Below are 25,062 nucleotides of genomic sequence, written 5' to 3' on the forward strand. Positions count from 1 at the left end.
TCGTATGTCGTTTGAATTGCTGGCCACGGATGGTAAAGCTCGCCGCGGCCGTTTGACCTTCCCACGCGGTACCGTCGAGACCCCGGCGTTCATGCCTGTGGGCACTTACGGCACCGTCAAAGGCATGCTGCCGCGTGACATCGTCGCCACCGGCGCCGAGATCATTCTCGGCAACACCTTCCACCTGTGGCTGCGCCCAGGCACGGAAGTGATCAAGAAGCATGGCGACCTGCATGACTTCATGAAGTGGCAAGGCCCTATCCTGACCGACTCGGGTGGTTTCCAGGTGTTCAGCCTGGGCGCCATGCGCAAGATCAAGGAGGAGGGCGTGACCTTCGCCTCGCCGGTGGACGGTTCCAAGGTGTTCATGGGCCCGGAAGAGTCGATGCAGGTGCAGCGCGACCTGGGCTCCGACATCGTGATGATTTTTGACGAGTGCACGCCATACCCGGCGGACGAAGACGTGGCGCGTATCTCCATGGAGCTGTCGTTGCGTTGGGCCCAGCGCTCGAAGAACGCGCATGGCGACAACACCGCCGCGCTGTTCGGGATCGTTCAGGGCGGGATGCATGAAAGCCTGCGTAAACGCTCGCTGGAAGGCTTGGACAAGATCGGCTTTGACGGCCTGGCCATCGGCGGTCTGTCGGTGGGCGAGCCCAAGCACGAGATGATCAAGGTGCTGGACTACCTGCCGGGCCTGATGCCGGCTGACAAACCTCGTTACCTTATGGGCGTTGGCAAACCGGAAGATCTCGTAGAGGGTGTGCGCCGCGGTGTGGACATGTTCGATTGCGTGATGCCAACCCGTAATGCCCGCAATGGGCATCTGTTCATCGATACAGGCGTGCTGAAGATCCGTAACGCGTTCCATCGCCATGATGATTCGCCGCTGGATCCTACCTGTGACTGCTACACCTGCCAGAACTTCTCCCGTGCTTATCTGCACCATCTGGACAAATGCGGGGAAATGCTGGGTAGCATGTTGAATACCATCCACAATTTGCGTCACTACCAAGTCCTGATGGCTGGTTTGCGCGAGGCTATTCAACAGGGTACATTGGCCGCCTTCGTCGATGCCTTCTATGCCAAGCGCGGGCTCCTGTGCCGCCCTTGGACTGAGTTTTCCGACCCTAAGATTCACTATTTGCAACTGGAGTGCTAAATGAGCTTTTTTATCTCTAACGCCATGGCTGATGCCGCTGCGCCTGCCGCTGCCGGTCCTATGGGCGGTGGTTTCGAGTGGATTTTCCTGGTCGGCTTCCTGGTCATCTTCTACCTGATGATCTGGCGTCCACAGGCCAAGCGCGCCAAAGAGCAGAAAAACCTGCTGGGCAGCCTGCAGAAAGGTGACGAAGTTGTGACCACTGGCGGTATCGCCGGCAAGATCACCAAGGTTTCCGATGCTTTCGTGGTTCTGGAAGTCTCCGACACCGTAGAAATGAAGTTCCAGAAGGGCGCCATCGCCGCCACGCTGCCTAAAGGCACGCTCAAAGCGATCTGAGTAACAACCTTTACCAATCGACGGGGCGCGCAAGGCGCCCCGCGTTATAAGCGGGCGGCGTGATGCTGAACAAATACCCTCTGTGGAAATACGTACTGATCCTGGCGGTGCTGGCGATCGGTTTTATTTATTCCGCTCCCAATCTTTATCCTGATGACCCTGCGATCCAGATCACTGGCGCCAGCACTTCGCTGCAAGTCAATCAGGCTGACCTGGAACGCGCGAGCAAAGCGCTCACCGACGCGGGCATCCAGGTCAAAGCGGCAACGTTGGCGGCTGATGCGAAGGGCGGCTTGTTGCGCCTGACCAAGGCAGAAGACCAGTTGCCGGCCAAGGATGTTGTGCGCAAGGCCATGGGTGACGACTACGTTGTCGCGCTCAACCTGGCACAGACCACGCCAAAATGGCTGCGCAGCATTGGCGCGCACCCGATGAAGCTGGGTCTGGACTTGTCCGGTGGCGTGCACTTCCTGCTGGAAGTCGACATGGACAAAGCCCTCGACGCCCGCCTGAAAGTCTACGAAGGCGACGTGAAGAGCCTGCTGCGTAAAGAGAAGTTGCGTTATCGCAGCCTGCCGCAGCTCAACGGTGCCATCCAGCTGGGTTTCTCTGATGAGGCTACCCGCGAACAAGCCCGTGCGCTGGTGCGCAAGAACTTCAACGATTTCGACATCGTACCGGCCGACCTGAACGGCCAGCCTGTACTGCGTCTGGCGATGACCCCGGCCAAGCTGGCGGAAATCCGCGAATACTCCATCAAGCAGAACTTGACCACGGTACGTAACCGCGTCAACGAGCTGGGTGTCGCTGAGCCGATCGTTCAGCGTCAGGGCGCCAACCGCATCGTGGTTGAGCTGCCGGGTGTGCAGGACACTGCTGAAGCCAAGCGTATCCTGGGTAAAACCGCCAACCTGGAATTCCGTCTGGCGGCTGAGCCGGGTGCATCGCGTGCCACTGCCGAAGAGTTCGAGTTCCGCGAAGGCAACCGTCCTCCAGCGTTGATCGAGCGTGGCTTGATCATCACCGGTGACCAGGTGACTGACGCCAAGGCCGGTTTCGGCGAGCACGGCACGCCTGAAGTGAACATCCGTCTGGATGGCCACGGCGGCGAACTGATGAGCCGCGCCACGCGCAGCAACGTCGGTCGCAGCATGGCGGTGATCTTCATCGAGCAACGCCCTGTTACCACCTACACCAAGCAGATCGTCAACGGCGTCGAGAAAGACGTGCCGGTGCAGACCTTCAAGGAAGAGAAGAAGATCATCAGCCTGGCGACCATCCAGTCGCCGCTGGGTGCTCAATTCCGCATCACCGGCCTGAACGGCCAGGGCGAATCGTCCGAACTGGCGCTGCTGCTGCGTGCCGGTGGCCTGGCGGCGCCGATGTACTTCGCTGAAGAACGTACCATCGGCCCGAGCCTGGGTGCCGACAACATCACCAAGGGTATCGATGCGGCCTTGTGGGGCATGCTGTTCGTGTCGCTGTTCATCATCGCCATCTACCGCTTTTTCGGTATCATCGCCACCGTGGCCCTGGCGGGCAACATGGTGATGCTGCTGGCCCTGATGTCGCTGCTGGGCGCTACGCTGACCCTGCCGGGTATCGCCGGTATCGTACTCACCATGGGTATGGCGGTGGACGCCAACGTACTGATCTTCTCGCGGATTCGTGAAGAGATCGCGGCGGGCATGACCGTACAGCGTGCAATCAACGAAGGCTTCGGCCGGGCATTTACCGCGATTCTCGACTCCAACCTGACCACTTTGCTGGTCGGCGGGATTCTCTTTGCCATGGGCACCGGCCCGGTCAAAGGTTTTGCGGTGACCATGTCCCTCGGTATCTTTACCTCGATGTTCACGGCCATCATGGTGACCCGCGCAATGGTCAACCTGATCTTTGGCGGGCGTGACTTCAAGAAGTTGTGGATTTAAGGGGCTGCCATGTTACGTACAATCAACTTCATGGGCGTTCGCAACGTTGCGTTCGGCGTCACTGTGCTCCTTACCGTTCTGGCGTTGTTCAGCTGGTTCCATAAGGGCCTGAACTACGGTCTGGACTTCACCGGCGGTACGCTCATCGAGCTGACCTACGAGAAGCCGGCCGACGTTACCCTGGTGCGCAGCGAGCTGGTCAAGGCCGGCTATCACGAAGCCATCGTGCAGAGCTTCGGTGCTACCACCGACCTGCTGGTGCGTATGCCTGGCGAAGACCCGCAACTGGGTCACCAGGTAGCCGAAGCCTTGCAGAAGGTCGGCGGCGACAACCCGGCGTCGGTCAAGCGCGTCGAGTTCGTGGGCCCGCAAGTCGGTGAAGAACTGCGCGACCAGGGCGGCCTCGGCATGCTGATGGCGCTGGTCGGCATCATGATCTACCTGGCTTTCCGCTTTCAGTGGAAGTTCGGCGTCGGCGCCATTGTGTCGCTGATCCACGACGTGATCGTGACCGTGGGTATCCTTGCGTACTTCCAGATCACTTTCGACCTGACCGTACTGGCCGCGGTGCTGGCGATCATTGGTTACTCGCTGAACGACACCATTGTGGTATTCGACCGGGTTCGTGAGAACTTCCGTGTGCTGCGCAAGGCGTCGCTGATCGAGAACATCAACGTCTCCACCACCCAGACCCTGCTGCGGACCATGGCGACGTCGATTTCCACCTTGCTGGCGATCGCGGCACTGATGATCTTCGGTGGCGACAACCTGTGGGGCTTCTCCCTGGCGCTGTTCATCGGCGTTCTGGCGGGTACCTACTCGTCGATCTACATCGCCAACGTGGTGCTGATCTGGCTGAACCTCAACAGCGAAGACCTGATCCCTCCTGCTGCTACTGGCAAGGAGGTCGACGACCGTCCTTGATGGGCGCTTGTTGATCTGCTGTTACAAAGAAGGCACGAGTATTGAACTCGTGCCTTTTTTTTGCTCCAAGGCTGGGTATAGCGCGGATCGTTCGGTCCGTTTGTGATGGTCAGGAGGTTCAACGTGAACAAGTCGTTACTGGTTGGTGCGGTATTGGGTGCTGTCGGTGTGACTGCCGGGGGTGCTGTCGCCACCTACAGCCTGGTAAAAAGCGGCCCTGAGTATGCGCAAGTGCTGGCGGTGCAGCCGGTAAAAACCCAGATCAAAACCCCACGCGAGGTCTGCAAGGACGTCGCCGTAACCCGGCAGAAGCCGGTGCAGGATCAGCATCAGATCGTCGGTACGGTGGTCGGTGCGCTGGCTGGTGGCCTGTTGGGCAACCAGGTGGGTGGCGGTAATGGCAAGAAGCTGGCCACCGTGGCCGGTGCAGTTGGTGGTGGTTATGCGGGTAACAAGGTTCAGGAAGGTATGCAGAACCGCGATACCTACACCACGACCCAGACTCGCTGTAACACCGTTAACGACATCAGTGACAAGGTTGTCGGCTATGACGTGCGTTACACCCTGGATGGCAAGGAAGGTTCGGTGCGGATGGACCGTGACCCAGGCGGCCAGATTCCGGTCGACAAGGAAGGGCGTCTGGTTCTGGGTCAGAACCAGCAGTAATTCTGAGCCTTATGCAATTCAAAATGTGGGAGCGGGCTTGCTCGCGAAGGCGGTGTGGCAGCCAGTGTATTCGGCGACTGACACACTGTCTTCGCGAGCAAGCCCGCTCCCACATTTAATTTGTTTTGTTGCTGGCGTCGCTGTCTGCCTCAAATCCCAAGCATAAAAAAAGCACCCCTAGGGGTGCTTTTTTGTGGCTGCTCGCTTAGCGCTTCAGCGAGGCCGGCAGGTGCGGCTGGATCGCCGTCAGCACTGCCTTGAAGCATTTGGTGTTGCCGGCAACCACGTGGCCTTTCTCAAGGAAGTCGTGACCACCGGTGAAGTCGCTCACCAGGCCGCCGGCTTCTTGGATCAGCAGGGCGCCTGCAGCCATGTCCCACTCGGACAGGCCCGACTCCCAGAATGCATCAAAACGACCGGCAGCCACATAAGCCAAGTCCAGGCTCGCAGCGCCAGCGCGACGGATGCCGGCAGTCTGGCCAACCAGGGCGCGGAACATGCCCAGGTAGTTTTCCAGGTTGTCCATCTGGTCGTCACGGAACGGGAAGCCGGTGCCCAGCAGGGCGCCGTCCAGGCTGGTGCGACCGCTGACGCGCAGGCGGCGACCATTCAACTGGGCGCCACGGCCACGGCTGGCGGTGAATTCTTCCTGGCGGACTGGGTCCAGAACAACGGCGTGCTCCAGGCGGCCACGGTATTTGCACGCGATGCTCACGGCAAAGTGCGGGATGCCGCGCAGGAAGTTGGTGGTGCCATCCAGTGGGTCGATGATCCACAGGTAGTCTTCGCCTTCGCCGCTGCCTTTGTGCAGGCCGGTTTCTTCACCGAGGATGCCGTGGGTAGGGTAGGCCTTGCGCAGAGCGTCGATGATTTTCTGTTCGGCGGCGCGATCCACCTCGGACACATAATCCTTGGCGTCTTTTTCGTCGACCTTGATGGTATCCAGGCGCTCGATGGAGCGGAAGATCAATTCACTGGCGCTGCGGGCGGCGCGCAGCGCGATATTCAGCATGGGCTGCATGGATGTGTCACCTAAGGTTGTTAAAGAAAGCCGGGCATTCTAGCAGAAACTTTCTTCAGGTGAAGGACGACGTTAGCTTTCATGGCATAACCTTAGGCTGTTCTGTAAGATTTGCTCCCCTTTCCCGTGTCCGAGAGCGCCTCCCTTGCTGCAAAACATTCGTGTCGTCTTGGTCAATACCAGTCATCCCGGCAATATCGGTGGGGTGGCGCGAGCCATGAAAAACATGGGGCTGACGCGCCTGGTGCTGGTCGAGCCGCGTGTGTTCCCGCACCACGAGGCCGATGCTCGCGCATCCGGCGCCAATGACATCCTTGAAAAAGCCCAGGTCGTCGCCACTCTGGAAGACGCCTTGGTCGGCTGCAACCTGGTGCTCGGCACCAGCGCCCGCGACCGGCGTATCCCCTGGCCATTGCTGGACCCGCGTGAGTGCGGGACCAAAGTGGTGGAGGAGGCGGCCGGCGGCGCCGAGATCGCCTTGGTATTTGGCCGTGAAGACTCCGGCCTGACCAATGACGAGCTGCAGCGATGTCATTATCACGTGCACATTCCATCAGACCCTGAGTTCAGTTCGCTGAACCTCGGGGCAGCGGTGCAGGTGTTGAGTTACGAAGTGCGCATGGCCTGGCTGGCGGCTGAAGGTCAGCCGAGCAAGGTCGAGAAGGATGAGGTGGCATCGACCAAAAGTGGCGAGTTGGCCACCATGGACGAGTTGGAGCGATTCTATGAGCACCTGGAGCAAACCCTGGTCGCCATCGAATTCCTCGATCCTGAAAAGCCACGGCACTTGATGGCGCGCCTGCGCCGCCTGTACGGGCGCAGCTCGGTGAGCCGAGCGGAAATGAATATATTGCGTGGCATCCTCACGGAAACCCAGAAAGCGGCCCGTGGCGAGCTTCTTAAGCGGAAGGATTAAAAATGTTCGAGCGTTTGCGAGAAGATATCCAGAGTGTTTTCCACCGTGATCCGGCGGCGCGCAATGCCTTTGAGGTGTTGACCTGCTACCCGGGCATGCATGCGATCTGGATCCACCGCCTGTCCGGCGCCTTGTGGGGCATGGGCTGGAAGTGGCTGGCGCGGCTGGTGTCGAACTTTGGTCGTTGGTTGACCGGGATTGAGATTCATCCGGGCGCGAAAGTGGGGCGTCGCTTCTTTATCGACCATGGCATGGGCATCGTGATTGGCGAGACCGCTGAGATTGGTGATGACGTGACGCTGTATCAGGGCGTGACTCTGGGCGGTACCAGCTGGAATAAAGGCAAGCGCCACCCGACTTTGGAAAATGGCGTGGTGGTGGGGGCGGGCGCCAAGGTGCTTGGCCCGTTCACCGTTGGCGCGGGAGCCAAGGTTGGCTCCAATGCGGTGGTGACCAAGGCTGTGCCACCTGGTGCAACGGTTGTGGGTATCCCTGGCCGAATCATCGTCAAGCCGGAAGTTGGTGACGAGCAAGAAGCCAAGCGCAAGGCCATGGCCGAGAAAATCGGTTTTGATGCCTATGGTGTCAGTGAAGACATGCCCGACCCGGTGGCCCGAGCCATCGGCCAGTTGCTCGATCACCTGCAAGCGGTGGATGGCAAGCTGGACGGTATGTGCGGTGCACTGAAGGATCTCGGCAGCCCTTACTGTGCCAAAGAACTGCCAGAGTTGCGTGAAGAAGATTTCGCCGAGATCAAGGACGAAACCGCCGCCACGAAAGCCGGCTAGATCTTAAGGCCTATAAAAATCTCCTGTGGGAGCTGGCTTGCCTGCGATAGCAGTCTGCCAGCCACCCCTTGAGCTGCTGATCCACCGCTATCGCAGGCAAGCCAGCTCCCACATTTGATCTCCATTGGTCTTGAGATTAAGGGTTGGCCGTGTTCCCGCTGTTCGATCCCACCCCCACCCTGCTATGATTCGCGCGCCCTTTTTACGGGTAATCCTGACTAAAGTACTAGGTCTTATAGTTGACTTAAATACTCGGGAATCGCATACTTGCCCCCATTCTGAAACACCTTGGTACTTGTCCATGAGACTGACTACAAAAGGCCGATACGCGGTGACCGCCATGCTTGACCTGGCCTTGCACGCGCAAACTGGGCCGGTGTCCCTGGCCGATATCTCCGAGCGCCAAGGCATTTCCCTGTCCTACCTCGAGCAGCTGTTCGCCAAATTGCGTCGTAGCAATCTGGTTTCCAGCGTACGTGGGCCGGGTGGCGGCTATCAGTTGTCCCGCGATATGCAGGGCATCCAGGTAGCCCAGGTCATCGACGCAGTGAACGAATCCGTCGATGCCACGAAGTGCCAGGGTTTGGGTGACTGCCACGCCGGCGACACCTGCCTGACGCACCACTTGTGGTGTGACTTGAGCCTGCAGATCCATGAGTTTTTGAGTGGTATCAGCTTGGCTGATCTTGTGACTCGCCGTGAGGTACAAGAAGTAGCCCAGCGTCAGGACCAGCGCCGTTGCAACACCAAGGCGCCGCGTCTGGACAAGATCGAAGCGTCCGCCGTCGAGTGACAGCCGCAGAGCTAACGGCACGCCAGCCAGCCTGATTTAGGAGAAAGTCCATGAAATTGCCGATTTACCTTGATTACTCAGCGACCACCCCGGTTGATCCGCGTGTCGCGCAAAAGATGAGCGAATGCCTGCTGGTTGACGGAAACTTCGGCAACCCGGCCTCCCGTTCCCACGTATTCGGCTGGAAAGCCGAGGAAGCGGTCGAGAACGCTCGTCGTCAGGTTGCTGACCTGGTGGGTGCAGACCCGCGTGAAATCGTCTGGACCTCCGGTGCCACCGAATCCGACAACCTGGCAATCAAGGGCGCGGCGCATTTCTACGCGACCAAAGGCAAGCACCTGATCACCACCAAGATTGAGCACAAGGCTGTCCTCGACACCATGCGCCAACTGGAGCGTGAAGGTTTCGAGGTGACTTACCTTGAGCCGACCACCGACGGTATCGTTACCCCGGCGATGATCGAAGCCGCGCTGCGTGAAGACACCATCCTGGTTTCCGTGATCCACGTGAACAACGAAATCGGTACTATCAACGACATCGCGGCCATCGGCGAGCTGACCCGTTCCAAGGGCATCCTGCTGCACGTCGACGCGGCTCAGTCCACCGGCAAGGTCGACATCGACCTGTCGAAGCTGAAAGTCGACCTGATGTCGTTCTCTGCCCACAAAACCTACGGCCCTAAAGGCATCGGCGCGCTGTACGTAAGTCGCAAGCCTCGCGTGCGCATCGAAGCCACCATGCACGGTGGCGGTCACGAGCGCGGCATGCGTTCCGGCACCCTGGCGACCCACCAGATCGTCGGCATGGGCGAAGCCTTCCGTGTAGCCAAAGAAGACATGGCTGCCGAAAATGTGCGCATCAAGGCCCTGAGTGATCGCTTCTACAAGCAGGTCGAGAACCTTGAAGAGCTGTACATCAACGGCAGCATGACCGCCCGTGTACCGCACAACCTGAATTTGAGCTTCAACTATGTCGAAGGCGAGTCGCTGATCATGGCGCTCAAGGACCTGGCGGTTTCGTCCGGTTCGGCCTGCACCTCGGCGTCCCTTGAGCCTTCGTATGTGTTGCGCGCCCTGGGCCGCAATGACGAACTGGCACACAGCTCGATCCGCTTTACGTTCGGCCGCTTCACCACCGAAGAACAAGTCGACTACGCCGCGCAGAAAGTCTGCGAGGCCGTCAACAAGCTCCGCGTTCTGTCCCCGCTGTGGGACATGTACAAGGACGGCGTCGACATTTCCAAGATCGAGTGGGCGGCACACTAAATATAGAAGCCGCCACCCAAGCTCTGTAGGAACGTGGCGGAAAACGCAGGCGTTTTTACAGGGTTCCAGAGCGGCCCTGATGAGTGAGGATTCAGTACCATGGCTTACAGCGAAAAGGTCATCGACCACTACGAAAACCCGCGCAACGTCGGCAAGATGAACGCGGAAGACCCTGATGTCGGCACCGGCATGGTCGGCGCCCCGGCGTGCGGCGATGTGATGCGCCTGCAGATCAAGGTCAACGACGCTGGCGTTATCGAAGACGCCAAGTTCAAGACCTACGGCTGCGGTTCGGCTATCGCCTCCAGCTCCCTGGCGACCGAATGGATGAAAGGCAAGACCCTGGATGAGGCTGTCACCATCAGCAACACCCAGCTGGCCGAAGAACTGGCCCTGCCGCCAGTGAAAATCCACTGCTCGGTACTCGCTGAAGACGCCATCAAGGCGGCTGTTCGCGACTACAAGCAGAAGAAAGGCTTGATCTAAGCATTTGGCGACGAGTAAGGAGTCAACGATGGCTATCAGCATGACAGAAGCGGCTGCGCAGCACATTCGCCGCTCCCTGAATGGGCGCGGTAAAGGTGAGGGGATTCGTCTGGGTGTTCGCACCACGGGCTGTTCCGGCCTTGCCTACGTGCTGGAGTTTGTCGACGAGGTGGTTGCGGAAGACCAGGTGTTCGAGAGTCACGGCGAAAAAGTGATCATCGACCCTAAAAGCCTGACCTATCTGGACGGCACCGAACTCGATTTCGTCAAGGAAGGGTTGAACGAAGGCTTCAAGTTCAACAACCCCAACGTACGCGGTGAATGTGGCTGCGGCGAAAGCTTCAACATCTGAGGCTATTCGTGGGTACTCCTTGTCATTTCGCTTTATTCGAGCTGCAGCCGAGTTTTCGGCTGGACCTCGAGCAGCTTGCCACGCGCTACCGAGAGTTGGCGCGTGGGGTGCATCCGGACCGCTTCGCTGACGCTTCCGAGCGTGAGCAACGCCTGGCCCTGGAGCAATCGGCCAGCCTCAACGAAGCCTATCAGACGCTCAAAAGCCCCCGAAACGCGCGCGCTACCTGCTCGCGATGAACGGTGGCGAGTTGCCCCTGGAAGTTACGGTTCACGATCCGGACTTCCTGATGCAGCAGATGCAGTGGCGCGAAGAACTCGAAGACTTGCAGGACGAAGCCGATGTGGCGGGTGTCGCGGTCTTCAAGCGTCGTCTGAAAGTGGCCCAGGATGAGCTGAACGAAAGCTTCGCGGCTTGTTGGGATGATGCAGCGCAACGTGAGCAGGCTGAACGCCTGATGCGGCGCATGCAGTTCCTCGACAAGCTCACCTACGAAGTGCGCCAGCTAGAAGAGCGCCTCGACGATTAACCCAGTGTGCTGCCCGTGATGCGCGCCTGATAGACAGATAAGACCTGATTACCATGGCTCTACTGCAAATCGCCGAACCCGGCCAAAGCCCTCAACCGCACCAGCGTCGTCTGGCGGTGGGTATTGACCTGGGCACCACCAATTCCCTGGTTGCTGCCTTGCGCAGCGGCCTGTCCGAGCCGCTGCCCGACGCCGATGGCCGGGTGATCCTTCCGTCGGCCGTGCGCTATCACGCTGATCGCACCGAAGTCGGTGAGTCGGCGAAGCTGGCGGCGTCTACCGACCCTTTGAATACCGTGCTGTCGGTCAAGCGCTTGATGGGTCGTGGGCTGTCCGACGTCAAGCAATTGGGCGATCAGCTGCCGTACCGCTTTGTCGGCGGCGAATCCCATATGCCGTTCATCGACACCGTCCAAGGCCCGAAAAGCCCGGTGGAAGTCTCGGCCGATATCCTCAAGGTGCTGCGCCAGCGAGCGGAAACCACCTTGGGCGGCGAACTCGTGGGTGCGGTGATCACCGTCCCGGCCTATTTCGATGATGCTCAGCGCCAAGCCACCAAAGATGCGGCGAAACTCGCCGGCCTGACCGTGCTGCGCCTGCTCAATGAGCCGACCGCTGCGGCTGTGGCGTATGGCCTGGATCAGCATGCTGAAGGCCTGGTCGCTATTTATGACCTGGGCGGCGGTACCTTTGATATTTCGATCCTGCGCCTGACCGGCGGCGTCTTTGAAGTGCTGGCCACCGGCGGCGACAGCGCCCTGGGCGGCGATGACTTCGACCATGCCATTGCCGGCTGGATCATCACCAGCGCCGGTTTGTCGGCTGACCTGGACCCGGGCGCACAGCGTAACCTGCTGCAAGCCGCCTGCGCCGCCAAGGAAGCGTTGACGGATGTGGCGAGCGTTGAAGTTTCCTACGGCACCTGGTCGGCTCAACTGACCCGCGAAGCCTTCGATTCGTTGATCGAGCCCATGGTCGCCCGCAGCCTCAAGGCCTGCCGCCGCGCTGTGCGTGACTCCGGTATCGAGCTGGAAGAAGTCGGCGCCGTGGTCATGGTCGGTGGTTCTACGCGTGTTCCGCGTGTTCGCCAAGCTGTGGCCGAAGCCTTCGGTCGCCAGCCGCTGACAGAAATCGACCCGGATCAAGTGGTGGCCATTGGTGCTGCGATCCAGGCCGATACCCTGGCTGGCAACAAGCGCGACGGTGGCGAACTGCTGCTGCTCGACGTGATTCCGTTGTCCTTGGGTCTGGAAACCATGGGCGGCCTGATGGAGAAGGTGATTCCACGCAACACCACCATCCCCGTCGCCCGCGCCCAGGACTTCACGACTTACAAAGATGGCCAGACGGCCATGATGATTCACGTGCTGCAGGGCGAGCGTGAGCTGATCAGCGACTGCCGCTCCCTGGCGCGCTTTGAATTGCGCGGCATTCCGGCGATGGTGGCCGGTGCGGCGAAGATCCGCGTGACTTACCAGGTCGACGCCGATGGCCTGCTCAGCGTGGCTGCGCGTGAGCTGGGCTCGGGCGTTGAAGCCAGCATTCAGGTCAAGCCGTCCTACGGCCTGACCGACGGCGAAATCGCCAAGATGCTCAAGGATTCGTTCCAGTACGCGGGTGACGACAAGGTCGCCCGTGTATTGCGTGAGCAGCAAGTCGATGCCCAGCGCCTGCTCGAAGCGGTGCAAGGCGCCTTGGATGCCGACGGCGAGCGCCTGCTGGATGCCGAAGAGCGTATGGTCATCGACCTGCAAATGCAGGAATTGGCCGAACTGATGAAAGGCAACGATGGTTACGCCATCGAGCAGCAGACCAAGCGCCTGTCGCAAGTGACTGATGCCTTTGCCGCCCGCCGCATGGATCAGACGGTGAAAGCCGCACTGGCCGGGCGCAACCTGAATGAAATCGAGGAATAATTAATGCCGCAGGTCATTTTTCTGCCACACGCCGAGCATTGCCCGGACGGTATGGTTGTGGAGGCTGAGACCGGCAAGTCCATCCTCGAAGTTGCCCATGACAACCATATCGAGATCGAAAGCGCGTGCGGCGGTGTCTGCGCCTGTACCACCTGCCACTGCGTGATTCGCGAGGGTTTCAACTCTCTTGAAGAAGCAGATGAGCTGGAAGAAGACTTTCTGGATCGCGCGTGGGGCCTGGAGGCGACTTCTCGCCTAAGCTGTCAGGCACGGGTCGGCACTGAAGACATCACCGTCGAAATTCCGAAATATTCGCTCAACCATGCGGCCGAAGCGCCGCATTGATTCAAGGAAGTGTCATGAGTCTTAAATGGGTTGATGTGCAAGAGATCGCTATCCTGTTGGCCGACGGCAACCCGGATCTGGATCCTTACTCCCTGAACTTTGTAGCTTTGCGTGACATGGTCATGGCATTGCCAGGGTTTGAAGATGAGCGCGATCGTGGCGGTGAGAAGGTCCTGGAAGCTATCCAGACTGCCTGGAAAGAAGAACAGGACTGACGCCTCCCTTACGCAGTTAGGCAATACCCAAGAACCCGCGTATAATTCGCGGGTTTAATTTTTCGTAAATTACCGTTTCTGGAGTTACACCATGGCTGTTCAACGTACTTTCTCCATCATCAAGCCTGACGCTGTTGCAAAAAACGTCATCGGCGAGATCACCACTCGTTTCGAAAAAGCCGGCCTGAAGGTTGTAGCTTCGAAACTCAAGCAACTGTCCAAAGCTGAAGCTGAAGGCTTCTACGCTGAGCACAGCGCTCGTGGCTTCTTCGGCGACCTAGTTGCCTTCATGATCTCCGGCCCTGTTGTTGTTCAGGTTCTGGAAGGCGAAAACGCTATCGCTCTGAACCGTGAGCTGATGGGCGCTACCAACCCTAAAGAAGCTGCTGCCGGCACCATCCGTGCTGACTTCGCTGAGTCCATCGACGCCAACGCTGTTCACGGTTCGGACTCCGAAGCCGCCGCTGCTCGCGAAATCTCGTACTTTTTCGCTGCTACTGAAGTAACCGCTCGCTAAGCATCGGCTTAAAGAGTGAGGGTGAATCCATGACTACATCGACTGTTAAAACCAACCTGCTGGGTCTGACTCAACAGGAAATGGAAAAATTCTTCGACTCAATCGGGGAGAAGCGTTTCCGTGCCGGTCAGGTAATGAAGTGGATTCACCACTTTGGCGTCGACGATTTCGACGCCATGACGAACGTCAGCAAGGCCCTGCGCGACAAGCTCAAGGCCATTGCTGAAGTACGTGGCCCTGAAGTGGTCAGCGAGGACATCTCCAGCGACGGCACCCGTAAGTGGGTGGTGCGCGTGGCGTCCGGCAGCTGCGTCGAGACCGTGTACATTCCCCAGGGCAAACGCGGCACCTTGTGCGTTTCGTCCCAGGCAGGCTGTGCCCTGGACTGCAGTTTCTGCTCCACCGGCAAGCAAGGCTTCAATAGCAACCTCACCGCCGCCGAAGTGATCGGCCAGGTGTGGATTGCCAACAAATCCTTTGGCAGCGTCCCGGCGACCGTCGACCGTGCCATCACCAACGTGGTGATGATGGGCATGGGTGAGCCGCTGCTGAACTTCGACAACGTGATTGCGGCCATGCATTTGATGATGGACGACCTGGGCTACGGCATCTCCAAGCGCCGTGTGACCCTGTCGACCTCCGGCGTAGTGCCGATGATCGATGAGCTGGCCAAGCACATCGACGTCTCCCTGGCGTTGTCGCTGCACGCACCCAATGACGCATTGCGTAACCAATTGGTGCCGATCAACAAGAAGTATCCGCTTAAGATGCTGCTCGAATCTTGCCAGCGTTACATGGCGACCTTGGGTGAGAAGCGCGTGCTGACCATTGAGTACACCATGCTCAAGGACATCAACGACAAGGTCGAACACGCGGTCGAGATGATCGAGTTGCTCAAGAACACCCCATGCAAGATCAACCTGATTCCGTTTAACCCGTTTCCACATTCTGGCTACGAGCGGCCGAGCAACAACGCCATCCGCCGTTTCCAGGATCAACTGCACCAGGCCGGCTACAACGTCACCGTACGCACCACCCGTGGTGAAGACATCGACGCCGCCTGTGGCCAATTGGTAGGGCAAGTGATGGATCGCACCCGCCGCAGCGAACGTTATATCGCCGTGCGCGAACTTAACGCCGCCGAAGATTTGCCGCAAATTGCTGTGAATCGAATCTGAGAGAGGATCTCTATGCCCTTGCGCCTTGCGCTGCTTTTGCTTGTTACCGGCCTCGCCGCCGGATGTGTTTCATCGGGCCATGACAGCCTTTTGCAAACCGGTAAGGGCCGTGACGAGGCGCGAGTTGCCTATGTGCAACTGGGCTTGGGTTACCTGCAGCAAGGCATGAGCGAGCAGGCCAAGGTGCCGTTGAAAAAGGCCTTGGCGCTGGACAGCGACGATGCCGATGCCAATGCGGCACTGGCCCTGGTGTTCCAGGCCCAGGCCGAGCCTGAGCTGGCCGAGCAATATTTCCACAAGGCCCTGGCCTCACGTCCCGCCGACCCGCGGCTGCTGAACAATTACGGCAGCTTCCTGTTCGAGCAGAAACGTTATGACCAGGCGGCCCTTTATTTCCAGAAAGCCAGTGCCGATACCCTCTATCCTGAACGTTCGCGGGTGTTCGAGAACCTTGGGGTAGCTTCAATGCGCCTCGGTCAGCGTGACAGCGCCCGCCAGCAACTGGAAAAAGCCCTGCATTTGAACAGTCGTCAGCCACGCGCTTTGCTCGAAATGGCTGAGTTGTCTTACGAAGACAGGCATTATGTGCCGGCACGTGACTATTACGAGCGTTTTAGCCTGCTCAGCGGGCAAAATGCACGTAGTCTATTGCTCGGTGTGCGCCTGGCGACGGTTCATGATGAACGCGACACGGCCGCACGTTTTGGCCAGCAACTCGAACGACTCTATCCCGGTACGCCGGAATATCAGCAATACCTGTCGGAGCAATGATGAAAGCGGCGCACCCGGAAGTTGTAGCAGCTAATCGCGTAAACCCAGGCGAAACCTTGCGTCAGGCCCGCGAAAGCAATGGTTGGTCGCTGGCAGAAGTGGCCCTCAAGCTCAATTTGACCACCACGTCTTTGGGCAACCTGGAAGCGGGCGCGTTCGACAAGCTGCCTGGGCATACGTTCGCCCGCGGCTATATCCGTGCCTATGCCAAGTTGCTGGGCATTGATCAGGCTGTGCTGGTCCAGGAATTCGACCAATTCACCGGAACCGACTCCCAGGGCAGCAATGTGCATGGTTTGGGTCGTATTGAAGAACCGGTACGGGTTTCCCACACGATTTTGCGAATTGTCAGCCTGTTGCTGCTGATTGCCGTGATTGGCGGCGGCTTTGTCTGGTGGCAAGACCAGACCTCCCAGCGCAGCAAAGACCTGACCAGCAACGCCATGGAGCACGTCGAAGTCGAAAGCGCCGACGGCACCACCCAGATTCATCCGCTGGATGAGCCGGAAGACCAGGCCGTCGTCGAAGGTCAGGCCGCACCTGAGGTGCCTCCGACCACTGAGCCAGCGGCGCCGGAAGCCGCCCCGGCCGAGACCGCCGCTGTAGCGGCTCCGACTGCGCCAGTTCACACCCCGGCAGCCCCGGTTGCCCAGGCCCATACACCGGCCGCGCCGGCACCGGCTCCAGCGAGCACTACGCCGGCCACCCCGGCCGCCCCGGCGATGTCGCCGCCCACCACCCCGGCATTGATCGCTGGTGACGGCCGTGTACAGATTACCTTCATCGCTGACTGCTGGACGCAAGTCACCGATGGCAATGGCAAAGTGCTGTTTAGCGGTCTGAAGCGTAAGGGAGATACTCTTGACCAGGGCGGCAAGCCTCCTTTGACGCTGCGTCTGGGCTTTGCCCGTGGCGCGCAAGTGGCCTACAACGGCCAGCCTGTTGACGTAGCGCCGTTCACCAGTGGCGAGACCGCTCGCCTCAAGTTGGGACAATAGTCATGCACGGCGAATCTCCAATCAAACGTCGCGTATCGCGCAAGATCTGGGTCGGCTCGGTGCCGGTGGGTGGCGACGCCCCCATCGCGGTGCAGAGCATGACCAACAGCGACACCAATGATGTGGCCGCCACCGTCGCCCAGATCAATCGTCTGGAAGCCGCTGGCGTGGACATCGTACGGGTATCCGTGCCGGACATGGACGCTGCCGAAGCCTTTGGTCGCATCAAGCAGCTGGTCAAGGTGCCGCTGGTTGCCGACATTCACTTCGATTACAAGATCGCACTGCGCGTAGCCGAACTGGGTGTGGACTGCCTGCGTATCAACCCGGGCAACATCGGTCGCGAAGACCGTGTGCGCGCCGTGGTTGATGCTGCCCGTGACCGTGGCATTCCAATCCGCATCGGCGTCAACGCCGGTTCCCTGGAAAAAGACCTGCAGAAAAAATACGGCGAGCCGACCCCGGCGGCGCTGGTTGAATCGGCGCTGCGCCACGTTGAACACCTTGAGCGCCTGAATTTCCAGGACTTCAAGGTCAGCGTAAAGGCCTCCGACGTGTTCATGGCGGTAGAAGCCTACCGCCTGTTGGCCAAGGAAATCGTGCAGCCGCTGCACCTGGGTATCACCGAAGCCGGCGGTTTACGCTCAGGCACAGTGAAATCTGCGGTGGGTCTCGGTATGCTGCTCGCCGAAGGGATTGGCGATACTATCCGCATCTCCCTCGCGGCAGACCCGGTAGAGGAAGTGAAGGTCGGTTACGACATTCTCAAATCCCTGCGTTTGCGCTCCCGTGGCATCAACTTCATTGCCTGCCCGAGTTGCTCGCGGCAGAACTTCGACGTGGTGAAAACCATGAACGACCTGGAGTTGCGTCTCGAAGACCTGTTGGTGCCGCTGGATGTTGCGGTCATTGGCTGTGTGGTCAACGGGCCGGGTGAAGCCAAAGAGGCCCATGTAGGGTTGACCGGCGGTACACCGAACCTGATTTACATCGACGGCAAGCCGTCGCAGAAGTTGACGAATGACAATCTGGTGGATGAGCTGGAAAAGCTGATCCGCCAGAAAGCAGCCGAAAAGGTTGCAGCTGACGCAGCGCTGATCGCGCGCGGCTGATTGAACGAATTTAAGGATTTGATGTGAGCAAGTCTCTGCAAGCCATTCGTGGCATGAACGACATCCTGCCGGAGCAGACGCCACTGTGGCGCTACTTCGAGAGCACGGTTGCGCGCCTGCTGGATAACTACGGTTACAAACAGATTCGCATGCCGATCGTTGAGTTCACCGAACTGTTCAAGCGCTCCATCGGTGAAGTAACCGACATCGTCGAAAAAGAGATGTACACCTTTGAAGACCGCAACGGCGACTCCCTGACGTTGCGTCCGGAAGGCACTGCCGCGTGCGTACGTGCTGTGCTTGAGCATGGCCTCACCGGCGGCGGCCAGCCGCAGAAGCTGTGGTACATCGGCCCGATGTTTCGCCACGAGCGCCCGCAGAAAGGCCGTTATCGCCAGTTCCACCAGATCGGCCTGGAAGTGTTCAACCTTGACGGCCCGGACATCGATGCCGAGCTGATCGTGCTGACCTGGCGCCTGTGGGGCATGCTGGGTATTCGCGACGCAGTGAAGCTTGAGCTGAACAGCCTGGGCACCAGCGAATCCCGGGGCCGCTACCGCGAAGCCCTGGTGGAGTTCCTGTCTGCCCATCTGGACAAGTTGGACGAAGACAGCCAGCGCCGTCTGAAAACCAACCCGCTGCGCGTGCTGGATACCAAGAACGCCGACACCCAAGCGGTGCTGGTCGACGCGCCGAAAATGGCCGACTACCTTGACGACGAGTCCCGCACCCATTTCGAGGGCCTCAAGGCTCGCCTGGACGCGGCCGGGATTCCGTACGTGATCAACCCGAAACTGGTGCGCGGCCTCGATTACTACAGCAAGACCGTGTTCGAATGGGTCACCGACAAGCTTGGTGCCCAGGGCACCGTGTGTGCGGGTGGTCGTTACGACGGCCTGGTCGAGCAAATGGGCGGCAAACCGACCACGGGCGTGGGCTTTGCCATGGGCATCGAGCGGCTGATCCTGCTGCTGGAAACCCTGGAGCAAGTCCCCGAAGAAATCTCCCGTCAGGTGGACGTGTACTTGTGCGCCTTTGGCGAGGCCGCCGAACTGGCAGCCCTGGCCCTGAGCGAAAAAGTGCGCGACCAACTGCCGAACCTGCGCCTGCAGATCAATGCCGGCGCCGGCAGCTTCAAGAGCCAGTTCAAGAAGGCCGACAAGAGCGGTGCGCTGTATGCACTGATCCTCGGCGATGACGAGCTGGCCCAGCAAGTGATAGGTTTCAAACCCCTGCGTGGCCAGGGCGAGCAACAGAACATTGCCTTTGATGCGCTCGCTGCGCACTTGGCCACCTGCGTCGTGCAGGGTTGAAGCTGTCGAACAGCCGAATTTAGCGATTAAGGAGTATTGGGGTGTCGAGTACTGATGATGAGCAGCTGGCCGAGTTCAAAGACTGGTGGCAGCGTAACGGCAAGCCCCTGGTTACTGGCGGCCTGCTGGCTTTAGTGGTGGTGTTCGGCTGGCAAGCCTGGACCAAGTATCAGGCCAACCAGTCCCAGGGCGCCTCGATCCTCTATCAGCAATTGCTGGAAACCACGCTGACGCCTGACGGCAAGCCTGACCCTGCACAGGTTGCAGACCTGGCCGGCAAGCTGAAAAACGAATTTGGCGGTAGCACCTACGCCCAATACGGCAGCCTGTTCGTTGCGAAAGTCGCGGTCGACACCGGCAAGCTGGATGATGCAGCCTCCGAACTGAAGGCCGTTGCCGACAAGCCGACCAACCCGACCCTGGGTGAAATCGCACGTCAGCGCCTGGCTCAGGTATTGGCGGCACAGAACAAGGCTGACGAAGCACTCAAACTGCTCGACGGCGATGCTGACAAGGCATTTGTAGCCACTCGCGAAGAGCTCAAGGGTGACCTGTTGGTCCAATTGGGTCGTACCGACGAAGCCAATGCTGCGTACCAAAAAGCCAAGGCGGCGCTGTCTGATGAAGCGGCGGTCGGTGGCTTACAAATCAAGCTGGACGACTTGGCCAAAGGGGATGCGTGACGTGATCCGTTGGAAACATGCAGCATTGCTGGCTCTGGCCGTTCTGGCCGCGGGTTGCAGCAGCAACAGTAAAAAGAACTGCCTCCGGCCGAGCTGACCAGCTTCAAGGAAGAAGTGGTCCTGCAAAAGCAATGGAGCCGCTCCATCGGTGACGGCCAGGGCGACACCTACAACATGTTGGTACCGGCAATCGACGGTGACAACATTGTGGCGGCTGACGTGACCGGCGTGGTGATGTCCATGGATCGCCTGAACGGCGAAGTGAAGTGGAAGAAAGACCTCGAATTGCCAGTGTCCGGCGCCGTAGGCGTGGGTTATGGCATGGTCATGCTCGGCACGCTCAAGGGCGAAGTCGTGGCGCTGGACTCCAGCACCGGTGAAGAGAAATGGCGCGCTCGCGTGACCAGTGAAGTGCTCGCACCGCCTGCTACCAACGGCGATATCGTCGTGGTGCAAACCCAGGACGACCGTGTAATCGGCCTCGACGCCAGCACTGGCGAACAGCGCTGGTTGTACGACAGCACCCCGGCGGTGCTGACCCTGCGCGGTACCAGTGGTCCGATTGTGACCAACAACCTGGCCGTTGCAGGTCTGTCGACCGGTAAAGTGGTCGCCTTGGACACCCGCAACGGCGTGCCGGCCTGGGAAACCCGTGTGGCTATCCCGCAAGGTCGTTCCGAGCTGGACCGCGTAGTGGACATCGACGGTGGCTTGCTGCTGTCGGGTGAAACCCTTTACGTCGCCACCTACCAGGGCCGCGTTGCCGCACTGGACCTGCAGAGCGGCCGCGTGAACTGGCAGCGTGATGCTTCCAGCTATGCGGGTGTCGCCCAAGGGTTTGGCAGCGTCTATGTAAGCCTGGCGTCCGGCACCGTTGAAAGTGTCGACGAGCGTTCCACCACTGCACTGTGGAGCAACGACTCGCTGGCCCGCCGCCAACTGTCGGCACCGGAAGTCTTCTCCAGCTACGTAGCGGTAGGCGACTTCGAAGGCTACCTGCACCTGCTGAGCCAGGTGGATGGTCGCTTTGTAGGTCGTGAGCGTATCGACAGCGACGGCCTGCGTGCCCGTCCGCTGGTCGTGGGTAACATGCTTTATGTGTTTGGCAACAGCGGCAAGCTGGAAGCCCTGACCATCAAGTAAGAACTATGCTTGGGGTAACACCCAGGCGGCCCCGCTTCGGCGGGGCATGCGGCATTTGAATATGCTGCCCCGAGCACCAGCCGCTGCCATGCAGCGGCTTTTGTATTTTCTGAAATAACGAAGTGGAGAGCCGCATGGTTCCCGTAATCGCCCTGGTGGGCCGACCTAACGTCGGCAAGTCCACCTTGTTCAACCGCCTGACCAGGACTCGCGACGCCATCGTCGGCGACTTGTCCGGTCTGACCCGTGATCGCCAATACGGTGAGGCAAAGTGGCAAGGGCGCTCCTACATTATTGTCGACACCGGTGGTATCTCCGGTGACGAGCATGGCATGGACGAAAAAATGGCCGAGCAGTCGCTGCTGGCCATTGAGGAAGCCGATGTCGTGTTGTTCCTGGTGGATGCCCGTGCGGGCTACACCGCTGCCGACCAGATGATCGGCGAGCACCTGCGCAAGCGCAACAAGCGTTCCTATCTGGTCGCCAACAAGATCGATAACATCGATCCTGAGGCAGCCCGTGCCGAGTTCAGCCCGATGGGCCTGGGCGACGCGATCCCGGTCGCCGGTGCTCACGGTCGTGGCATCACCCAGATGCTGGAAATCGCCCTGCGCGACTTCCCCAAGGATGACGTCGAGGAAGAAGAGGGCGAAGAAGAAATCGTTGCCGAAGGTGAGGAAGCCAAGCGCATTCCTGGCCCGAGCGAAAAAGACGGGATCAAGATCGCCATCATCGGCCGTCCGAACGTTGGCAAGTCGACCCTGGTTAACCGTATGCTCGGTGAAGACCGGGTTATCGTGTACGACCAGCCCGGCACCACCCGCGACAGTATCTACATCCCGTTCGAGCGTAACGACGAGAAGTACACGCTGATCGACACCGCCGGTGTGCGCAAGCGCGGCAAGATCCACGAGGAAGTTGAAAAGTTCTCGGTGGTCAAAACCCTGCAGGCAATCAAAGACGCCAACGTGGTGATCTTTGTGATGGACGCCCGCGAAGGCGTGGTGGACCACGACCTCAACTTGCTGGGCTTTGCCCTGGAAGCCGGTCGCGCCCTGGTGATCGCGATCAACAAGTGGGACGGCATGACGCCGAGCGAGCGCGATTTCGTCAAGATCGAGCTGCAGCGTCGTCTGTTCTTCGTCGAGTTCGCTGACATCCACTTTATCTCGGCACTGCACGGCACGGGCGTGGGCAACCTCTACGCGTCCGTACAGAACTCGTTCAAGTCTGCGGTCACCCGCTGGCCGACCAACCGTCTGACCCAGATCCTTGAAGACGCGGTTGGCGAACACGCGCCGCCGATGGTCAACAACCGCCGGATCAAACTGCGTTACGCCCACCTGGGTGGTGCCAACCCGCCGATTATCGTGATCCATGGTAACCAGATCGAGAAGGTGCCCAAATCCTATGTGCGTTACCTGGAAAACACCTACCGCCGTGTCTTGAAACTGGTCGGTACGCCGATCCGCATCGAGTTCAAGGGTGGCGAGAACCCATACGAAGGCAACAAGAACACACTGACTGACCGTCAGGTGAACAAGAAGCGTCGTTTGATGACTCACCACAAGAAGGCCGACAAGAAGCGCCGCGACAAGAAATAGCCGCAGCGTCACGTTGTAAGCTACAAGCTGCAAGAGAGGGCTCTTTTTGAGCCCTTTTTGTGCGCGTTGGTTTGTTGCTTGACCTGCTTGCAGCTTGCAGCTTAAAACTTGCAGCTCACCCGAAGGGGGCTCCCATGATCACCAGTAAGCTGCCGAATGTCGGCACCACTATCTTCACCACCATGTCGCAACTCGCTGCCGAAACCGGCGCGCTTAACCTCTCCCAGGGTTTTCCCGACTTCAACGGCCCCCAGGCGTTGCTCGATGCCGTGGGTAAACATATCGCCCTCGGCCATAACCAGTACGCGCCGATGACCGGCCTGCCGGTGTTACGTCAGCAAGTGGCGGCCAAGATCGCCCGCAGCTACGGCGCCACGGTGAATGCCGACAGCGAAGTGACCATCACCCCTGGCGCCACCGAGGCGATCTTCTGCGCGATCCAGGCGGTGATCCGCAACGGCGATGAAGTCATTGTGTTCGACCCTTGCTACGACAGCTATGAGCCCTCGGTAGAACTGGCCGGTGGCCGCTGCGTGCATGTGCAACTGAGCCTGCAAGGCTTTGCGCTGGACTTCGAACAGATCAAGGCCGCGCTCTCACCGCGCACGCGCATGATCATCCTTAACACCCCGCACAACCCCACCGGCGCGCTGATCAGCCGCGCCGAGCTGGACCAGTTGGCCGAACTGATCCGCGACCGCGATATCTACCTGGTCAGTGATGAGGTCTACGAACACCTGGTGTTCGACGGCGTGCCTCATGTCAGCGTGCTGGCCCACGAAGAGCTGTATCAACGTGCGTTCGTGGTCAGCTCGTTCGGCAAGACTTACCACGTGACCGGCTGGAAAACCGGCTACGTGGTCGCGCCCCCCGCCCTGACCGCTGAACTGCGCAAGGTGCATCAATATGTCAACTTCTGCGGCGTGACCCCTTTGCAGTACGCTTTGGCTGACTTCATGGCCGAGCACCCGGAACACGTCGATGAACTGCCGGCCTTCTACCAGGCCAAGCGCGATCTGTTCTGCGACCTGCTGGCGCCGTCGCGTTTCAGCTTCACCCGGGTGACCGGCACCTACTTCCAACTGGTGGATTACTCACAGATTCGCCCGGACCTGGATGACGTCGCCATGTCACTGTGGATGACCCGCGAGCACGGTGTGGCGACGATCCCGGTCTCGGTGTTTTACCAGAACCCACCCCAAGGCCAGCGCCTGGTGCGCCTGTGCTTTGCCAAACGCGAGGAGACGCTGCAACAAGCAGCCGAGAAACTATGCGTGATCTGACTGCATTGCCTGACCTGAATATCGCCCTGGTCCAGACCAGCCTGGCCTGGCATGACCGCCAGGCCAATCTTGAGCATTTCGAATTGCTGCTGGAGCAAGCCCGGGGTGCCGACCTTATTGTGCTGCCGGAGATGTTCACCACCGGTTTCTCCATGGCGTCAGAAACCCTCGCCGAGCCGGAAAACGGCCCTGCCCACCGCTGGCTGCAAGCTCAGGCGGCAAAATACAACGCGGTGATCACTGGCAGCGTGATCATCCGGGCCGCCGACGGCAGCCACCGCAACCGCCTGCTGTGGGCGCGGCCGGACGGTGAGGTGCTGCATTACGATAAGCGTCACCTGTTTCGTATGGCGGGTGAGCATGACCATTACACGCCGGGCGAACGCCAGGTGCAGTTCGAATTGAAGGGCTGGCGCATTCGCCCGCTGATTTGCTATGACCTGCGTTTTCCGGTGTGGAGCCGTGATGCACAGGACACCGACCTGCTGCTGTACACCGCCAACTGGCCGGGTGCGCGCAGGCATCACTGGAACCGCTTGTTGCCGGCCCGGGCCATCGAGAACCTGTGCTATGTGGCGGCGGTGAATCGGGTGGGCACGGACGGCAAGGGCTTTGCCTACACGGGCGATAGCCAGGTGCTGGACTTTCAGGGTGAGACGCTGCTGAGTGCGGGGGAGGCTGATGGGGTGTTTCAGGTTTGCCTGAATGCGGCGGAATTGGCCGCGTATCGCAGCAAGTTTCCGGCAAACCTGGATGCCGATCGCTTTCAGTTTGTCTGATACACCGTTATCGCGGGCAAGCCCGCTCCCACA

The 25,062-nt window shown here is 59.6% G+C and carries 25 protein-coding genes and 2 pseudogenes; 26 read left to right on the forward strand and 1 reads right to left on the reverse strand.

The window, feature by feature from the left end:
• Positions 1 to 4: 4 nt before the first annotated feature.
• The 5 genes from tgt to LRS56_00700 all read left to right on the forward strand — a co-directional run bounded on the left by tgt (position 5) and on the right by LRS56_00700 (position 5,022).
• Complete coding sequence (gene tgt, locus LRS56_00680; protein WDU65666.1) at positions 5 to 1,162, forward strand: tRNA guanosine(34) transglycosylase Tgt; 1,158 nt, start codon at positions 5 to 7, stop codon at positions 1,160 to 1,162.
• Positions 1,163 to 1,501 (forward strand): preprotein translocase subunit YajC, encoded by a 339-nt coding sequence (gene yajC, locus LRS56_00685; GenBank protein ID WDU63143.1) that lies wholly within the window; start codon positions 1,163 to 1,165, stop codon positions 1,499 to 1,501. It begins immediately after the preceding gene.
• A gap of 62 nt (positions 1,502 to 1,563) precedes the next feature.
• Entirely contained in the window at positions 1,564 to 3,432 is a 1,869-nt protein-coding gene (secD, locus tag LRS56_00690; protein WDU63144.1) for a protein translocase subunit SecD, read from the forward strand.
• A gap of 9 nt (positions 3,433 to 3,441) precedes the next feature.
• Positions 3,442 to 4,356 carry a protein translocase subunit SecF gene (secF, locus tag LRS56_00695; GenBank protein ID WDU63145.1) on the forward strand — a complete coding sequence of 305 codons (915 nt, stop codon included), beginning with the start codon at positions 3,442 to 3,444 and terminating at the stop codon, positions 4,354 to 4,356.
• A 123-nt stretch (positions 4,357 to 4,479) separates the two neighbouring features.
• Positions 4,480 to 5,022: a glycine zipper 2TM domain-containing protein gene (locus LRS56_00700; protein ID WDU63146.1), complete on the forward strand. Its 543-nt coding sequence runs from the start codon at positions 4,480 to 4,482 to the stop codon at positions 5,020 to 5,022.
• A 205-nt stretch (positions 5,023 to 5,227) separates the two neighbouring features.
• Here LRS56_00700 and suhB read toward each other — a convergent pair whose 3' ends face one another.
• Positions 5,228 to 6,043, reverse strand: a complete 816-nt coding sequence (suhB, locus tag LRS56_00705) for an inositol-phosphate phosphatase (protein ID WDU63147.1) — start codon at positions 6,041 to 6,043, stop codon at positions 5,228 to 5,230.
• Between the two features lie 145 nt (positions 6,044 to 6,188).
• On the opposite strand from suhB, the gene trmJ reads away from it, so the two are divergent.
• The 21 genes and pseudogenes from trmJ to LRS56_00810 all read left to right on the forward strand — a co-directional run bounded on the left by trmJ (position 6,189) and on the right by LRS56_00810 (position 25,029).
• A complete protein-coding gene (trmJ, locus tag LRS56_00710) occupies positions 6,189 to 6,959 on the forward strand; it encodes a tRNA (cytosine(32)/uridine(32)-2'-O)-methyltransferase TrmJ (GenBank protein ID WDU63148.1) in 771 nt (256 codons plus the stop codon).
• A 2-nt stretch (positions 6,960 to 6,961) separates the two neighbouring features.
• Positions 6,962 to 7,747, forward strand: a complete 786-nt coding sequence (gene cysE / locus LRS56_00715; protein ID WDU63149.1) for a serine O-acetyltransferase — start codon at positions 6,962 to 6,964, stop codon at positions 7,745 to 7,747.
• Positions 7,748 to 8,048: 301 nt separating this feature from the next.
• Positions 8,049 to 8,540 carry a Fe-S cluster assembly transcriptional regulator IscR gene (gene iscR, locus LRS56_00720; GenBank protein WDU63150.1) on the forward strand — a complete coding sequence of 164 codons (492 nt, stop codon included), beginning with the start codon at positions 8,049 to 8,051 and terminating at the stop codon, positions 8,538 to 8,540.
• Between the two features lie 50 nt (positions 8,541 to 8,590).
• Positions 8,591 to 9,805 carry an IscS subfamily cysteine desulfurase gene (locus LRS56_00725; protein WDU63151.1) on the forward strand — a complete coding sequence of 405 codons (1,215 nt, stop codon included), beginning with the start codon at positions 8,591 to 8,593 and terminating at the stop codon, positions 9,803 to 9,805.
• 99 nt (positions 9,806 to 9,904) lie between these two features.
• Positions 9,905 to 10,291 (forward strand): Fe-S cluster assembly scaffold IscU, encoded by a 387-nt coding sequence (gene iscU / locus LRS56_00730; protein ID WDU63152.1) that lies wholly within the window; start codon positions 9,905 to 9,907, stop codon positions 10,289 to 10,291.
• 28 nt (positions 10,292 to 10,319) lie between these two features.
• The gene (gene iscA / locus LRS56_00735) at positions 10,320 to 10,643 is read left to right on the forward strand and encodes an iron-sulfur cluster assembly protein IscA (GenBank protein ID WDU63153.1); all 324 of its coding nucleotides are present in this window, start codon (positions 10,320 to 10,322) and stop codon (positions 10,641 to 10,643) included.
• A gap of 8 nt (positions 10,644 to 10,651) precedes the next feature.
• Positions 10,652 to 11,172: pseudogene (gene hscB / locus LRS56_00740) on the forward strand (co-chaperone HscB).
• A 53-nt stretch (positions 11,173 to 11,225) separates the two neighbouring features.
• Positions 11,226 to 13,088 (forward strand): Fe-S protein assembly chaperone HscA, encoded by a 1,863-nt coding sequence (hscA, locus tag LRS56_00745; protein ID WDU63154.1) that lies wholly within the window; start codon positions 11,226 to 11,228, stop codon positions 13,086 to 13,088.
• Between the two features lie 3 nt (positions 13,089 to 13,091).
• A complete protein-coding gene (fdx, locus tag LRS56_00750) occupies positions 13,092 to 13,433 on the forward strand; it encodes an ISC system 2Fe-2S type ferredoxin (GenBank protein ID WDU63155.1) in 342 nt (113 codons plus the stop codon).
• Positions 13,434 to 13,447: 14 nt separating this feature from the next.
• Positions 13,448 to 13,648: a Fe-S cluster assembly protein IscX gene (gene iscX, locus LRS56_00755; GenBank protein WDU63156.1), complete on the forward strand. Its 201-nt coding sequence runs from the start codon at positions 13,448 to 13,450 to the stop codon at positions 13,646 to 13,648.
• A 91-nt stretch (positions 13,649 to 13,739) separates the two neighbouring features.
• Positions 13,740 to 14,165 carry a nucleoside-diphosphate kinase gene (ndk, locus tag LRS56_00760; GenBank protein WDU63157.1) on the forward strand — a complete coding sequence of 142 codons (426 nt, stop codon included), beginning with the start codon at positions 13,740 to 13,742 and terminating at the stop codon, positions 14,163 to 14,165.
• 29 nt (positions 14,166 to 14,194) lie between these two features.
• Complete coding sequence (rlmN, locus tag LRS56_00765; GenBank protein ID WDU63158.1) at positions 14,195 to 15,343, forward strand: 23S rRNA (adenine(2503)-C(2))-methyltransferase RlmN; 1,149 nt, start codon at positions 14,195 to 14,197, stop codon at positions 15,341 to 15,343.
• Between the two features lie 12 nt (positions 15,344 to 15,355).
• Positions 15,356 to 16,114, forward strand: a complete 759-nt coding sequence (pilW, locus tag LRS56_00770) for a type IV pilus biogenesis/stability protein PilW (protein ID WDU63159.1) — start codon at positions 15,356 to 15,358, stop codon at positions 16,112 to 16,114.
• Entirely contained in the window at positions 16,114 to 17,112 is a 999-nt protein-coding gene (locus tag LRS56_00775; GenBank protein ID WDU63160.1) for a helix-turn-helix domain-containing protein, read from the forward strand. The genes pilW and LRS56_00775 overlap by 1 nt, the downstream gene beginning before the upstream one ends.
• Before the next feature lie 2 nt (positions 17,113 to 17,114).
• A complete protein-coding gene (gene ispG / locus LRS56_00780; protein WDU63161.1) occupies positions 17,115 to 18,224 on the forward strand; it encodes a flavodoxin-dependent (E)-4-hydroxy-3-methylbut-2-enyl-diphosphate synthase in 1,110 nt (369 codons plus the stop codon).
• 23 nt (positions 18,225 to 18,247) lie between these two features.
• Positions 18,248 to 19,537, forward strand: coding sequence for a histidine--tRNA ligase (gene hisS, locus LRS56_00785; GenBank protein ID WDU63162.1), 1,290 nt, complete (start codon positions 18,248 to 18,250; stop codon positions 19,535 to 19,537).
• A gap of 41 nt (positions 19,538 to 19,578) precedes the next feature.
• Positions 19,579 to 20,220 carry a tetratricopeptide repeat protein gene (locus tag LRS56_00790; GenBank protein ID WDU63163.1) on the forward strand — a complete coding sequence of 214 codons (642 nt, stop codon included), beginning with the start codon at positions 19,579 to 19,581 and terminating at the stop codon, positions 20,218 to 20,220.
• Positions 20,213 to 21,363, forward strand: a pseudogene (gene bamB / locus LRS56_00795) (outer membrane protein assembly factor BamB). The gene LRS56_00790 and the pseudogene bamB overlap by 8 nt, the downstream one beginning before the upstream one ends.
• A 134-nt stretch (positions 21,364 to 21,497) precedes the next feature.
• On the forward strand, positions 21,498 to 22,967 hold the full coding sequence (gene der, locus LRS56_00800) for a ribosome biogenesis GTPase Der (GenBank protein ID WDU63164.1): 1,470 nt from the start codon (positions 21,498 to 21,500) through the stop codon (positions 22,965 to 22,967).
• Between the two features lie 134 nt (positions 22,968 to 23,101).
• Positions 23,102 to 24,250 (forward strand): pyridoxal phosphate-dependent aminotransferase, encoded by a 1,149-nt coding sequence (locus LRS56_00805; protein ID WDU63165.1) that lies wholly within the window; start codon positions 23,102 to 23,104, stop codon positions 24,248 to 24,250.
• Positions 24,238 to 25,029 (forward strand): amidohydrolase, encoded by a 792-nt coding sequence (locus LRS56_00810; protein WDU63166.1) that lies wholly within the window; start codon positions 24,238 to 24,240, stop codon positions 25,027 to 25,029. Before LRS56_00805 ends, LRS56_00810 begins: the two co-directional genes overlap by 13 nt.
• Positions 25,030 to 25,062 lie beyond the last annotated feature (33 nt).

It is taken from the genome of Pseudomonas poae (assembly GCA_028869255.1).
Classification (GTDB): Bacteria; Pseudomonadota; Gammaproteobacteria; order Pseudomonadales; family Pseudomonadaceae; genus Aquipseudomonas; species Aquipseudomonas poae_C.